Genomic DNA, 14,692 nt, shown 5'->3' with positions numbered 1-14,692 from the left:
GACTAAGCTAGTATATAGTTGACTGACTTAGCATTTTAACGCCATACATCTCGATATAAAGCAACGAATGAGAAAATAGGACTAAAAAATTCTCGTGGAATGTCTGGCTTAATCCCCGAAAACATCGAACCATGTTTGGTTATACCCAATGAGTAATATTATATAGGTGACTTGCTGTTATGAATATATTGGAACAAATGCAACAGAATATGGAAACGTTAAGCAAGTCAGAAAAAAAAGTAGCGCAAGTTATTCTGCATGCGCCTCAGCAAGTCATTCATTTAAGTATCGCTACTCTAGCAAGAATGGCCGCAGTAAGTGAGCCTACAGTTAATCGCTTTTGCCGTAAAATGGACACCAAAGGCTTCCCCGATTTTAAAGTGCGTTTAGCACAAAATATTGCCAATGGTACACCTTATGTGAATCGCCATGTAGAACAAAACGATTCGACGCGTGCATATACGCATAAAATATTTGAGTCTGCCATGGCAGGATTAGATAACGTGAGGCAGTCCATTGATAGTGAAGCGATTAATCGTGCCGTGGATTTATTGACTCAAGCCAGAAAAGTCTCTTTTTTTGGCTTTGGTGCCTCAGCCGCCGTTGCTCACGACGCGATGAATAAATTCTTCCGCTTTAATATCCCAGTAGTCTGCTTTGATGATATTGTCATGCAGCGCATGAGCTGTATTAATAGCGATGAAGGTGATGTATTAGTACTTATTTCTCATACTGGACGCACAAAAGCACTGGTAGATATGGCTCGTGTCGCGCGCGAAAACGATGCGGTAGTTATTGCTATTACTTCTGCTGGTTCACCGTTATCTCAAGAAGCCACTGTTTCCTTACTTATTGATGTGCCAGAAGATACAGATATTTATATGCCGATGATCTCGCGTTTAGCACAGTTAACCGTTATTGATGTACTGGCGACCGGTTTTATCTTACGACGAGGCGAAAAATTTAGAGATAACTTGAAGCGGGTCAAAGACGCCTTACGCGATTCGCGGTTTGATAAAGCCTAAAGAGATTTTTCGCCATTTATTTGCTGTTCTTGGCTATTGCGGCTTTAATAGTTTATTAGAACTGTTAGCATAGTGAGAGAGAAAATGTCGAATTTTGCGTTGCTGTTTCTATTCAGCAACAGCAATTAGCGTAAAAATAAGATTAAGTTGGGTGAAAATGTTTACCCACAATTCATTACCATTACAGGTCAACGGAGTAATACATGTCCAGACGGCTGAGAAGAACGAAGATAGTTACCACTCTAGGTCCCGCAACAGATCGCGACAATAATTTAGAGAAAGTCATTAACGCAGGCGCTAATGTTGTGCGTCTCAACTTTTCTCATGGTACGGCAGAAGATCATATAGCGCGTGCGAATAAAGTTCGTGAAATTGCAGCTCGTTCTGGTCGTAATGTGGCTATTTTAGGCGACTTACAAGGGCCTAAAATCCGTGTTTCGACCTTTAAAGATGGCAAAATATACCTCAATATTGGTGATAAATTTATTCTTGATGCTACCTTAGGTAAAGGCGAAGGCGATCAAACTAAAGTCGGCATCGATTATAAAGGTTTACCCGCAGATGTTGTCCCTGGCGATATCTTGTTATTGGATGATGGTCGAGTCCAATTAAAAGTTATCGAAGTCAAAGGATTACAAGTTTATACCGAAACAACTGTTGGCGGTCAATTGTCCAACAATAAAGGTATCAATAAGTTAGGCGGCGGATTATCTGCGGATGCCTTGACTGAAAAAGATAAAGAAGACATTAAAACCGCCGCAAAAATTGGTGTCGATTTCCTCGCTGTATCTTTCCCTCGCTGTGGCGAAGATTTAAACTATGCACGCCGCTTAGCGCGTGATGCAGGCTGTGACTGCCAAATCGTGGCTAAAGTTGAACGTGCTGAAGCCGTGGCTAATGACCAAATCATGGACGAAGTCATTCTAGCTTCGGACGTAGTGATGGTTGCCCGTGGTGACTTAGGCGTTGAAATTGGCGATCCTGAGCTCGTGGCAGTACAGAAAAAATTAATTCAGCGGTCGCGTCAACTGAATCGTGTCGTGATTACAGCGACTCAAATGATGGAATCGATGATCACCAATCCGATGCCAACACGCGCCGAAGTCATGGACGTTGCTAATGCGGTTCTTGATGGTACCGATGCTGTAATGCTTTCAGCAGAAACCGCTGCTGGACAATATCCTGCCGAGACTGTTGCTGCTATGGCGCAAGTATGTCTGGGCGCAGAGAAAGTCCCTGGCTTATCCGTGTCTAAACATCGCCTTGATATCATATTTGAAAATATCGAAGAAGCGATTGCGATGTCAACCATGTACGCAGCTAACCACCTTAAAGGGGTTAAAGCGATTATGGCGATGACAGAATCTGGCCGCACTGCACGTATGATGTCTCGTATCAGCTCAGGTTTACCTATTTTTGCTATGTCACGCCATGAAAAAACCTTAAATCAATGTGCCTTATACCGCGGTGTAACACCTGTATTTTGTAGCACGCATATTGATGGCATTGCCGCTGCTAATGAAGCAGTTAATCGTTTACGTGACAAAGGCTATTTAGTTACCGGAGATGTTGTGTTAGTTACCCAAGGCGACCTGATGGGTACCGTAGGAAGCACCAATACTTGCCGTATTTTAGAAGTCGAATAATTGAATTAATTAACCAAACGGCTAAATCTAAAACGCTGCCCAGAAAAGGCAGCGTTTTTTTATTGTTTCTAATTATTACTTTTTATGATTGTTTCTAATTCTGATTAATACCGTAAGCCGTAAATAAAACTCATTTGTTCAGCGAGCATCTTACACATAACGGCTATATGCCCGTAAACGCGATATGCCTAAATAATAAAAACGCTTACTAAATAATCTTATTTTAACAGCTTGCGCTTATTTTTTAGAATATAAATCATCACGCTGATAGGGTTCAATTTCACCTTCTTTACGCGTTTTGAGCAATTTTAAAATCCACGTATATTGCTCTGGATTCGGACTAACCAGTTGCTCCAGCTCTTCATTCATACGCCGTGCGATATAATTATCATCTTTGCCATCGATATCATCCATCGGCTCACGAAGATAAATATGCAAACGATGCTCATGATGATCATATACAGGGAACAAAGGGACAATCGCGGCCTTACATACTTTCATTAAACGACCTACCGCTGGCAATGTAGCTTTATAAGTAGCAAAAAAATCCACAAATTCACTGTGCTCAGCACCATGATCTTGATCAGGTAAATAAAACCCCCAATATCCCTGTCGTATCGAAGAGATAAATGGCTTAATCCCTGCCTCACGAGAATGCAAACGCCCACCGAAATGATAACGTGCTTTATTCCATAAGAAATCTGCCACTGGATTTTTTTGATGATGAAACATTGCCGCCATAGTTTGGCCTCGTGCAGCCAGTAACATTGCGGGAATATCAACCGCCCAACCATGCGGAACCATAAAAATCACATTGCGCCCTTCGGCCTGTAATTTTTCAATCACAGCCTGATTATGCCATTCAGTACGGGCTAAAGTTTTTTCTGCACCACGCAAACATAATTCAGCAATCATCACAAAAGATTGTGGTGCCGTAGCGAACATGTTATCAATCAATTGTTCGCGCTGCTGCTCTGTCCATTCGGGGAAACAATACAGTAAATTTATTTGCGCTCGACGACGAGCACTTTTTGCCAATTTACCGACCCATTTTCCAACCCACGCTAATAATGGATCACGCAATCTTACTGGCATATAGGCTAATCCTGCCAATACCAACGCCCCAAGCCAAACGCCCCAATATTTCGGATGTAGATATGTCCGATGGAAACGAGGAACGTAGCCTAATTTACTGTCAGTATCTTTATCTTTATTCATCGGTTACCTAACAAAAAAATTAACACTCTATTTAATCTGCACATTTAAAACTCACCACACCATTGAATATTGCTGTGCTAATCGAGCCAAGAAGCGGTTGTATTGATATCGCTTATTAATAGCGCCTCAGTCATTTGATTTCAATATCGGTATTTAACCATAATCTGTGGGAGATATCTTGGCTTATCAACCTCATTCATCAACAGGATTTTTTACACTTCCCAATTAGCGGTACGAAAACTGTTATTCTAAATAATATTATTCCCAGCAGTTAATTTCCCAAAGAAAACGGGCAGATATTGCTATCTGCCCGTCAGGATTAAGGAGCTATATGTGATTAATTCAGTTTTAATTGCGGTTTAATATCACGCACAGAAGCTAAATATTCTTTACGCTCTTTCCCCATTAATCCACCTGAACTTGGTAATTTGGCGGTCAGTGGATTCACTGCTTGCTGATTAACCCACACTTCAAAATGCAAATGTGGTCCAGTAGAACGACCGGTATTACCTGATAAGCCAATACGATCACCACGTTTTACTTTTTGACCCGGTTTAACCAATAACTGACGCATATGCATATAACGCGTTGTATATTGACGACCGTGGCGGATAGCCACAAAATTACCCGCGGCGCCACTGTATTTAGACACAATGACTTCACCATCACCCACAGCTAATACAGGCGTACCAACAGGCATCGCAAAATCGACCCCTTTATGCGGGGCAACGCGACCGGTTACTGGGTTAATACGACGAGGATTAAAATTAGAGGAAACCCGGAACTGTTTAGCTGTAGGGAAACGTAAAAAACCTTGTTCTAATCCATTACCTTCCGCATCATAAAAACGTCCATCATCGGCACGGAAAGCGTAATAATCTTTACCACTATTTTGTAAGCGAACGCCTAGTAATTGACTTTGTTCATTTCGGCCATCCAACATCTCACGACTTAATAACACCGTGAATTTATCGCCTTTTTGTAATTTACGGAAATCAACCTGCCATTGTAATGCTTTGATGACATCACGAGTTTCAGTACGATTTAATCCCGCCTGACGAGCGCTATTGGCAAAGCTACCATTAATCGAGCCTTGCACTACGTTATTGGTCCAAACACCTTTCTCCAACTCTTTAACTTCTTTAAAGGTATTGGTGTTGCCGACACGAGTATAAATTCGAGTTTCACGACGAGAAACATCCCAAGTTAGGGATTCTAATTCGCCATTAGCCGTTAATGTCCAATTCAGTGTCTGGCCAATATTTAAGTTACGTAGTGCTTTATGCTGGTTAGCTAAAGTGGCAACATCGCCCGGCTCTATACCGAACTGAGTTAAAATACTCGACAGATTATCACCACTGGACACCACATACTCATGCGGTATAGTTGATGCATCATCAGTATCGGTAGCATCAACATCTGCAACGCCTTCATCTGATAATTGATCACTACTGTCTAAAATAACGTCATCAGTCGCGTATTTATCATTAATAAAAGGCGCCGTTACCGGAATTGTTGTTTCGGTATTACTGTCATTCTGTCGTTCATGGATATGAACTGGCCGCCATATAGCGACAGCCAGTGTTGCTGCGGTTAACGTACCTAACATAAATTTATGCGGCTTAGATAGGTTTCCGTAGACTTGGACGAGACTTTTAGCCATCTGCTGCACTTTCAACAATTCCTTCTTGTTTTTAATTCAGGCAGCCCGCATATTGTTCCGATAGTTGCGTTAAAAATTGCATATAGCTATCTGGACCTAACGTTATTCCACTTCCGAGAGGATCTAACGTGCCCATACGCACTCCCGTCCCTTGCGCAACGGTTTGGATCACGGCCGGCCTGAATTGTGGCTCAGCAAAAACACATTGTGCTTTTTGCTCAACCAGTTGTGTTCTTATTTGATGTAATTTCTGTGCCCCTGGCTGGATTTCAGGATTTATCGTAAAATGCCCCAATGGGGATAAATGATAGTGTTTTTCAAAGTAGCCATAAGCGTCATGAAAAACAAAATATCCTTTGTCTTTAGCCGGCTGCAAAATATTAGCAACTTTCTTATCATTTTGCGCCATATTTTCATTGAATTTACGAAGGTTTACGTCCAGCTGTTTCTGTTTCTCAGGATAAATCACTATTAATCTATCATAAATATCTTGAGCTGCCTGTTTCGCTATCTCTGGGGACAGCCATATATGCATATTATACGCACCGTGTGAATGATGTTCGTGACCTAGCTCAAGATTATCACCATCATGAGCGTCAGTATCTTCATTATCCCCTTCATCATTATTTGCCATTAATAATGGTTTAATATTTTTTTGTTCCGCTAAGGGCAGACTTTTGTGCTTAGGCAGCTGTTTTAGCGGTTTTTCTAAAAACATTTCCATTTCTGGCCCAACCCACACAAATAAGTCAGTTTGTTTAATTTTACGCAGATCAGACGGTTTTAGCGCATAATCATGTGGAGAAGCCCCATCCGGTAACAAAACTTGAGTGTTTGTCACGCCATCCGCTATCCCCGCGGCAATAAATCCTAAAGGTCTCACCGAGGTTACAATATCTGCCTGTGCAGCAATAGGCAGAATTCCACTTATTATCGAAGCGAATATTAATTTCCGGGCGAACTGTTTTGATTTATGTATCATAATAGATTAATCCGTGCTTTTTATTTTGAAATGTTATATTATAACGTTTCTTCAATTCTGCAAGATATTTTTCACATGCAAGCATTACTTAGTTTAAAAAATATTTCAGTCTCCTTTGGTGAGCGTCATGTACTGCAAGATGTCACATTCTCGCTGCACAAAGGCGAAATATTAACCCTTTTAGGCCCCAATGGCGCAGGAAAATCGACCATTGTGCGTATTGTCCTTGGGTTAATTCCGCCATCGTCAGGAAAAATAGAACGGACGCGAAACCTGTCTATCGGCTATGTCCCGCAAAAACTTTACCTCGATGCCACTATGCCCCTTACCGTCAAGCGCTTTATGCTGCTTAAACCTAAAGTAAAAACGAAAGATATTTTACCGGCATTAATGCGTGTTAAGGCTGAACATTTAATTGAACAACCGATGCAAAAATTATCCGGCGGTGAGACACAGCGGGTATTGTTAGCTCGAGCCTTATTAAATCAACCTGATTTATTAGTGCTAGATGAACCAACTCAAGGCGTTGATATCAATGGCCAAGTAGCACTGTACGATTTAATTAATCAATTAAGAACAGAGCTGAATTGCGGTGTGTTAATGGTATCGCATGATTTACATTTAGTGATGGCAAAAACGGATAAAGTGTTGTGTATCAATGGGCATATTTGTTGCTCTGGCACTCCAGAAGTCGTCTCATTGCACCCTGAGTTTATTGCCATGTTTGGTTATCGCGGCGCACAACAAATTGGCGTCTATCGGCATCATCATAATCATCAACATGATTTAGAAGGTAATATTATCGCGCCTCATCTGCATAGCAAGGATTGCCACCATGATTGAATTACTGCTGCCCGGCTGGCTGGCCGGTATTTTATTAGCCACCGCCGCAGGACCGTTAGGTTCTTTTGTGGTTTGGCGTCGTATGTCCTATTTTGGCGATACGCTTGCCCACGCATCTCTGCTCGGGGTCGCCTTTGGCTTAATGCTGAATATCAATCCTTTTTACGCAGTGATTGCTGTTACATTACTGTTGGCATTGATTTTAGTTTGGCTGGAAAGACGTCCACAATTAGCTGTTGATACACTTTTAGGTATTATGGCTCACAGCGCCCTGTCCCTCGGGTTAGTGGTGGTCAGCCTAATGTCCAATGTGCGGGTCGATCTGATGGCCTATTTATTTGGCGATCTATTATCAGTTACTTATGAAGATGTCAGCGCTATTCTGATCGGTGTGATTATTGTTTGCGGATTACTTTTCTGGCAATGGCGCGCATTACTATCGATGACTATTAATCAAGAATTAGCTTTTGTCGATGGGGTTAAAATTCAACGATTACGAGTGCTGTTAATGATGGTCACCGCTTTAACCATTGGTATTGCGATGAAATTTGTCGGTGCTTTGATTATCACTTCACTGCTAATTATTCCCGCCGCGGCGGCAAGACGCTTTGCTCGTACACCAGAACAAATGGCAGGCATTGCGATAATTATTGGTATGCTAGCGGTCTCTGGCGGCTTAGCTTTTTCCGCCTTTTATGATACACCTGCTGGGCCATCGGTGGTATTATCCGCTGCCATCTTATTTGTTCTCAGCTTAGCGGTAAACACCAAAAATTAAGCTATCGACGGTGTTTATATGCAAGTATGTATGACGGTATTAGTATTTTAGAATACAGCACTCGAATCCAGTACTGATAACATAATCAAGTAATACATTGATAACTCAATTGATATAAGATTAAATTATAATACCAACCTGCTCTAATGCGATAAAGCACATGAGCAGGTTAATTGATTCTAATTATTAGATTTTGGTGTTAAACCAAAGTGTTGATACGCATGCCCGGTCGCAATACGTCCGCGCGGGGTGCGCTGAATAAACCCTTGTTGGATCAAGTACGGTTCGAGTACATCTTCAATAGTCTCACGCTCTTCACCAATCGCTGCAGCCAAGTTATCAATTCCGACCGGACCGCCCATAAATTTATCAATAATCGCCACCAGCAATTTACGATCCAAATAATCAAAGCCCGCAGAATCGACGTTCAGCATATCTAATGCTAAATTTGCCGTGGATTCATCAATACTGCCATCGCCTTTAACTTGGGCAAAATCACGCACTCGCCTTAATAAACGATTGGTAATACGCGGTGTTCCACGCGAACGTCTAGCAACTTGATGTGCCCCTTCTGGGCTGATATCCAAGCCCATAAAACGGGCGCTACGGGTGACAATATGCTGAAGATCATCGATATTATAAAACTCTAACCGCTGAACAATACCAAAACGATCTCGTAACGGTGAGGTTAATGAGCCCGCACGCGTGGTTGCCCCTATCAATGTAAAGGGCGGCAAATCTATTTTTATTGAACGCGCCGCCGGTCCTTCACCAATCATAATATCCAGTTGGTAATCTTCCATCGCTGGGTACAAAATTTCTTCAACTACTGGAGATAAACGGTGAATTTCATCGATAAACAGCACATCGTGTGGCTCAAGATTAGTCAGCATAGCAGCCAAATCACCGGCTTTTTCTAAAACAGGCCCCGAAGTAGTACGCAAACTGACACCCATCTCATTAGCTACAATACCGGCTAGCGTCGTTTTTCCTAATCCCGGAGGCCCAAAAATCAGCAAATGATCGAGCGCTTCACCACGCAAACGTGCCGCCTGAATGAAAATTTCCATCTGCTCTTTTACTTGAGGCTGACCGACATATTCAGACAAAAACTTGGGCCGTATTGCACGATCGATAGCTTCTTCTTCTTCGCGGAGCACCTCAGCGGAGATTAGGCGATCAGCTTCAATCATAAGATAATTTCCTTAATTTCACGTTATTACCTAATTTAATTAGAGCGCAGCGCGTAAAGCCTCACGGATTAACGTTTCACAATCGTTACCCATTTTAGCCACTTTACTGACCATTCGGCTGGCTTCTTGCGGTTTATAGCCTAGAGATACCAACGCAGCCGCAGCTTCAGATTCAATATCAACGCTACTCTGACCTTGCGGATTAACCGCCGGTAAAGTGATTTCACTGTTTTGATTAAATAGATCGCCATTAAGCCCTTTAAAGCGATCTTTCATTTCGACCACTAAACGCTCGGCGGTTTTTTTACCAATACCCGGTAGCTTAACTAAGGTTACAATCGACTCTTGTTCTATCGCATTAACAAACTGTTGGGCAGACATTCCGGATAAAATTGCTAAGGCCAATTTTGGCCCTACGCCATTGACCTTAATTAGCTCTTTAAACAGAGCTCGTTCTTGTTTATCATTAAAGCCATACAATAATTGAGCATCTTCACGTACAACAAATTGTGTAAAAACAATAGCTTCCTGACCTACATCGGGTAACTCATAAAAACAAGTCATTGGCATATGCACTTCATAACCCACGCCATTGGTCTCTAATAACACAATCGGCGGTTGTTTTTCTAATATAATGCCTCTTAAACGCCCTATCACACTGAATCCTCTTGACCAAAAGTAAACTTATAGCATTATTTTTATAAACACTATTTTATAGATGCTATTCTTACAGTGACTATTTTTAATTACTCGCACCCGGTTGATTTAAAAACCAATTTAGCGCCAATAATCGATAATTTTTCTCTCTGCAAAATATCAGCTGCATTATGATTAACATTATTTATCAGTGAATAATGCGATATACGCCGAGTTTAGTACGGTACAACTAACCGCAATTGCCCTTACTCTATATCATTTGATAATGCGAGAAGTATTTATATCACAAATAAAACTGGATGCACATACAGCATTACCTTAAACGCCCACGTGTTAACACTAATTTTGGATCGCCCACTTTGAGTAAATTTTGATTAAAATGGCAATGAGTGATAGCAATAGCAAGGGCATCGGCAGCATCAGATTGTGGATTGGCCGACAATTTAAGAATGGAGCGCACCATATGTTGAACTTGTGTTTTTTCTGCGGCACCGGTGCCAACAACCGTTTGTTTAACTTGACGCGCTGCATATTCAAAAACGGGCAATGATTGATTAACCGCAGCTAAAATAGCTACGCCTCGAGCTTGGCCGAGTTTCAATGCTGAATCGGGATTCTTTGCCATAAACACTTGTTCGATAGCAAATGTATTGGGTTGATACTGCGTAATAATTTCCATCACACCAGCATAAATACGCTGTAATCGGGTGGGTAAATCATCAGCTTTAGTTCTTATACAGCCACTTCCAAGGTACAGTAACTGCCTTCCCTGTTGGCGGATCACCCCATAGCCAGTAACACGAGAGCCGGGGTCTATTCCCAATATTATGGACACGTTTGTAACCTGACGGTGAATGGATACGGGAGAGCGTTAGAGAAAGCATGCTGATTACAGCACGCTTTCTCTACGCGGGAGAACGGATTATTACAGCTGCTCTGCGACTTCGTCAGAGATATCACCGTTGTGATACACTTCTTGCACGTCATCAGAATCTTCTAACATATCGATTAAACGCATCAATTTAGGTGCTGTCTCAGCATCTAATTCCGCTTTAGTCGAAGGGATCATTGATACTTCTGCAGCTTCTGCGGTAAATCCAGCCGCATCTAAGGCATCTTTAACTTCACCAAACGTTTCTGGCGTGGTGTAAACATCTATCGCACCATCGTCATACGTTTCAACGTCATCCGCCCCTGCATCTAATGCAGCTTCCATCAACGCATCTTCATCCACACCCGGTGCATAAGTAATAACGCCACGTTTAGTGAACAAATAAGCTACTGAACCATCAGTTCCAAGATTACCGCCGGTTTTAGTGAACGCATGACGTACATCAGATACCGTACGGTTACGGTTATCACTTAGGCATTCGACCATCACGGCTGTTCCGCCTGGGCCATAACCTTCATAGATGATGGTTTCCATATCGTCATTGTCATCACTGCCGACACCACGCGCAATAGCACGATTCAACGTATCGCGAGTCATATTGTTTGATAAGGCTTTATCAACAGCTGCGCGTAAACGCGGGTTAGACGCGGGATCACCACCACCAATACGCGCCGCAGTAACCAGCTCACGAATAATTTTAGTGAAAATCTTACCACGCTTAGAATCTTGCGCGGCTTTACGGTGTTTGGTGTTGGCCCATTTACTATGACCTGCCATGAAATCTCTCCAAATACATGAATATACCCGCCATATTTTATGTTACAGACTCACCCATTACGCTGATAAACAGCAAAATTAAGCCAATAATTATGCCGATATTTAACTAACGATAAGCTGCTGCATAAATTATTTGGGGAATAAAATAGTTAATTAGCAAAATTTTTAATCGCCTGAGCATTACTCCAAGATTTAGTTAAAGTGACCGCCTGTTCTGGCGCTAACCAACGAAAATCTAAGTGTTCTGTCAAGTGCGGCGTAAACTCCTCCGGCAAAACCAGGGTAAACCAATGCTCTTTGCAGTGGGTAACTCCCGGCGCATAGCGATGCCGAAAGTGCGGAAAAATTTCAAAGATAACACTTTGATGGCGGTCGCTTAACGTCAATTGTTTGGCAGCCACATCAATGCCTATCTCTTCTTTTATCTCCCTAGCCGCCGCAGCCGCAGGTTGTTCCCCTTCTTCCAAACTGCCAGTGACAGATTGCCAAAAGTCGGGGTCATCCTGCCGTTGCAGCATAAGCACCCTGCCACTGTTGTGGGCATAAATAACAATCAATACTGATTCAGGGCGCTTATATAATTTCATTGAGTTTATTGCTCGTCTTTTTTAACCACAACCTGAATGGCTAACTCAGCCAACGCATCAACGTTTGCATGGCTTGGCGCCTCGGTCATCAGACATGCTGCGGCGGTCGTTTTAGGGAATGCAATAACGTCACGAATATTTTCAGTGCCGGTTAATAGCATCACCAGACGGTCTAAACCGAACGCCAGACCCGCATGCGGTGGTGTTCCATATTTTAACGCGTCTAATAAGAAACCAAATTTCTCACGCTGATCTTGCTCTGAGATACCTAAAATGCGGAACACTGACTGCTGCATTTCATTGCGGTGAATACGCACCGATCCCCCCCCAACTTCGTAACCGTTAATCACCATATCATAGGCATTCGCTACAGCCGCTTCTGGATCTTCTTCCAGTTGCTGTGGCGTAAAATCTAACGGCGAAGTAAATGGATGGTGCATTGCGGTTAAGCCACCGTCACCATTATCTTCAAACATTGGGAAATCAACCACCCACAATGGACGCCAGCTTTTCAGGTCGGTCAGTTCGAGGTCTCGACCAACTTTTAGACGTAAAGCCCCCATCGCATCGGTAACCACATTTTTTGCCCCGGCACCAAACAGTATGATATCGCCATCTTGTGCGTCAGTACGAGCTAATAATTGTTCAACAACTTGCGCATTTAAGAATTTAGCTATTGGGCTTTGCACCCCTTCTAAGCCTTCAGCACGCTGATTGATCTTCATCCATGCCAGACCTTTAGCGCCATATATACCCACAAATTTACCGTAGTCGTCAATTTGTTTGCGACTCAAGGTTGCGCCACCTGGGACTTTTAACGCCACAACACGACCTTTGGGATCGTTCGCTGGCTCAGCAAATACCGCAAAATCCACCGCGTTAACTAAATCCGCAATATCGATTAATTCCATTGGGTTACGTAAATCAGGTTTATCTGAACCGTAACGACGCATGGCTTCAGCGAAAGTCATTACTGGGAATTGACCTAAATCGACCGCTTTGGTTTCTAACCACAATTCGCGGATCATACGTTCCATGATTTCACGCACTTGATCTGCGGTCATGAACGAGGTTTCGACATCGATTTGGGTAAATTCAGGCTGACGATCCGCACGTAAATCTTCATCGCGGAAACATTTTACTATTTGATAATAACGGTCAAATCCCGCCATCATTAATAGCTGTTTAAACAATTGAGGAGATTGTGGTAGCGCGTAGAATTTACCTTTGTGCACACGGCTTGGTACTAAATAATCGCGCGCGCCTTCAGGCGTTGCTTTAGTCAGCATCGGGGTTTCAACATCAACGAAACCTTCAGCATCCATAAAACGACGCACAAAACTGGTGATTTTAGCGCGTGTTCTTAAACGCTTAGACATTTCTGGGCGGCGTAAATCCAGATAGCGGTATTTTAATCGATTTTCTTCAGTATTAACTTGGTTGCTATCCAGTGGCAGCGGCTCTGATCGGTTGAAAATTTCAACGTCGTCAGCAAAAATTTCAATTTCACCGGTCGCCATATCTTTATTAGCTTGGCTAGCAGGACGTGCACGTACGATTCCGCTGATTTGGATGCAAAACTCATTACGTAACTCAGAAGCCTTTTCAAATGCAGCTTTACATTCAGGATCGAAGAAAACCTGCACGATGCCTTCACGGTCGCGTAAATCGATAAAAATCAAGCCACCTAAATCACGACGACGATTTACCCATCCACACAGAGTGACTTTTTGACCTTCATGAGCAAGGCTTAACTGCCCACAATAATTAGAACGCATACAATATCCTTTTACTCAGCTTGTTATTCTTGCTGCGGAAATTTTGGCACTGTTGACAACACAATCAGAATGTCAAAAAAAGGCAGTCATTATATCGGAAATTCAATCTGGACATAAGCCCAAAAAGAATATTAAATCAGTAAAATCAATTTGATGTGTTGAAAAATCAGTTAAATAAATGCTAATTTTATTTATCGGATATATCGCCAAAATCATTCAGGTTGCAAGAAGGCGGCGGCTCACTAAAATAACTCCTGCTCAAAAAACAATAGCGGCTCAAACAAATTATCTTGGCTCGGCCAACACACTGGCAACGTGAAGGATAATAGATATATACAGATACACACACCATTCATGAATAGCATTGATTTTATGTGACTCTTAGCGCTATGTACATATTGAATGTTTTAATTATTATATTCTATGCTTAATCTCAATACATTTAACTGATTAGCCCGCTTATTTTCCAGCCAATGTGCTAGCCGGTGCCAGCTAAACACCCGCATCACGTTCTATTTTCCTCATATTATTGTAATCCAATTGAAGCCTAATTAATCTAACCGTTGTGATTAACCACTGATTATTTCAATTAAAATCAATAGATTATAAATAACCTTAAGGATATTATAAGAATATATAACTGAAATAAAGTG

Annotated in this window: 13 protein-coding genes; 4 read left to right on the top strand and 9 right to left on the bottom strand. The window is 42.2% G+C overall.

Translation table 11 applies throughout. The features are described 5' to 3' along the window. The first annotated feature begins 179 nt into the window (after positions 1-179). On the top strand, positions 180-1,025 hold the full coding sequence (locus MNY66_RS07740) for a MurR/RpiR family transcriptional regulator (protein ID WP_047256505.1): 846 nt from the start codon (positions 180-182) through the stop codon (positions 1,023-1,025). A gap of 203 nt (positions 1,026-1,228) precedes the next feature. Continuing rightward, entirely contained in the window at positions 1,229-2,671 is a 1,443-nt protein-coding gene (gene pyk / locus MNY66_RS07735; RefSeq protein WP_241501826.1) for a pyruvate kinase, read from the top strand. Between the two features lie 237 nt (positions 2,672-2,908). On the opposite strand, the gene lpxM is transcribed toward pyk, so the two are convergent. From lpxM to znuA, 3 genes are all read right to left on the bottom strand, one after another. Further along, on the bottom strand, positions 2,909-3,889 hold the full coding sequence (lpxM, locus tag MNY66_RS07730) for a lauroyl-Kdo(2)-lipid IV(A) myristoyltransferase (protein WP_047256503.1): 981 nt from the start codon (positions 3,887-3,889) through the stop codon (positions 2,909-2,911). A gap of 337 nt (positions 3,890-4,226) precedes the next feature. Continuing rightward, on the bottom strand, positions 4,227-5,552 hold the full coding sequence (gene mepM, locus MNY66_RS07725) for a murein DD-endopeptidase MepM (RefSeq protein WP_197076011.1): 1,326 nt from the start codon (positions 5,550-5,552) through the stop codon (positions 4,227-4,229). A 31-nt stretch (positions 5,553-5,583) separates the two neighbouring features. Further along, entirely contained in the window at positions 5,584-6,534 is a 951-nt protein-coding gene (gene znuA / locus MNY66_RS07720; RefSeq protein WP_047256501.1) for a zinc ABC transporter substrate-binding protein ZnuA, read from the bottom strand. A gap of 75 nt (positions 6,535-6,609) precedes the next feature. Between znuA and znuC the strand changes: the two genes are divergently transcribed. Further along, positions 6,610-7,377 (top strand): zinc ABC transporter ATP-binding protein ZnuC, encoded by a 768-nt coding sequence (gene znuC / locus MNY66_RS07715; RefSeq protein WP_241501825.1) that lies wholly within the window; start codon positions 6,610-6,612, stop codon positions 7,375-7,377. Further along, positions 7,370-8,155, top strand: coding sequence for a zinc ABC transporter permease subunit ZnuB (gene znuB / locus MNY66_RS07710; RefSeq protein ID WP_047256499.1), 786 nt, complete (start codon positions 7,370-7,372; stop codon positions 8,153-8,155). Before znuC ends, znuB begins: the two co-directional genes overlap by 8 nt. A 179-nt stretch (positions 8,156-8,334) precedes the next feature. Here znuB and ruvB read toward each other — a convergent pair whose 3' ends face one another. The 6 genes from ruvB to aspS all read right to left on the bottom strand — a co-directional run bounded on the left by ruvB (position 8,335) and on the right by aspS (position 14,039). Next, entirely contained in the window at positions 8,335-9,348 is a 1,014-nt protein-coding gene (gene ruvB, locus MNY66_RS07705) for a Holliday junction branch migration DNA helicase RuvB (protein WP_047256498.1), read from the bottom strand. A 39-nt stretch (positions 9,349-9,387) separates the two neighbouring features. After that, positions 9,388-10,005 carry a Holliday junction branch migration protein RuvA gene (gene ruvA, locus MNY66_RS07700; protein WP_047256497.1) on the bottom strand — a complete coding sequence of 206 codons (618 nt, stop codon included), beginning with the start codon at positions 10,003-10,005 and terminating at the stop codon, positions 9,388-9,390. Positions 10,006-10,318: 313 nt separating this feature from the next. After that, on the bottom strand, positions 10,319-10,840 hold the full coding sequence (ruvC, locus tag MNY66_RS07695) for a crossover junction endodeoxyribonuclease RuvC (RefSeq protein ID WP_047256496.1): 522 nt from the start codon (positions 10,838-10,840) through the stop codon (positions 10,319-10,321). 90 nt (positions 10,841-10,930) lie between these two features. Next, positions 10,931-11,674: a YebC/PmpR family DNA-binding transcriptional regulator gene (locus tag MNY66_RS07690; protein ID WP_047256495.1), complete on the bottom strand. Its 744-nt coding sequence runs from the start codon at positions 11,672-11,674 to the stop codon at positions 10,931-10,933. Between the two features lie 149 nt (positions 11,675-11,823). Further along, the gene (nudB, locus tag MNY66_RS07685) at positions 11,824-12,261 is read right to left on the bottom strand and encodes a dihydroneopterin triphosphate diphosphatase (RefSeq protein WP_047256494.1); all 438 of its coding nucleotides are present in this window, start codon (positions 12,259-12,261) and stop codon (positions 11,824-11,826) included. Positions 12,262-12,266: 5 nt separating this feature from the next. After that, positions 12,267-14,039, bottom strand: a complete 1,773-nt coding sequence (gene aspS / locus MNY66_RS07680) for an aspartate--tRNA ligase (RefSeq protein WP_241501824.1) — start codon at positions 14,037-14,039, stop codon at positions 12,267-12,269. Positions 14,040-14,692 lie beyond the last annotated feature (653 nt).

The sequence above is a fragment of the Moellerella wisconsensis genome (assembly GCF_022592395.1).
In the GTDB taxonomy this organism is placed as follows: Bacteria; Pseudomonadota; Gammaproteobacteria; order Enterobacterales; family Enterobacteriaceae; genus Moellerella; species Moellerella wisconsensis.
The sequence above is the reverse complement of the archived record's forward strand: the minus strand, read 5'-3'. Positions and strand labels throughout refer to the sequence as shown.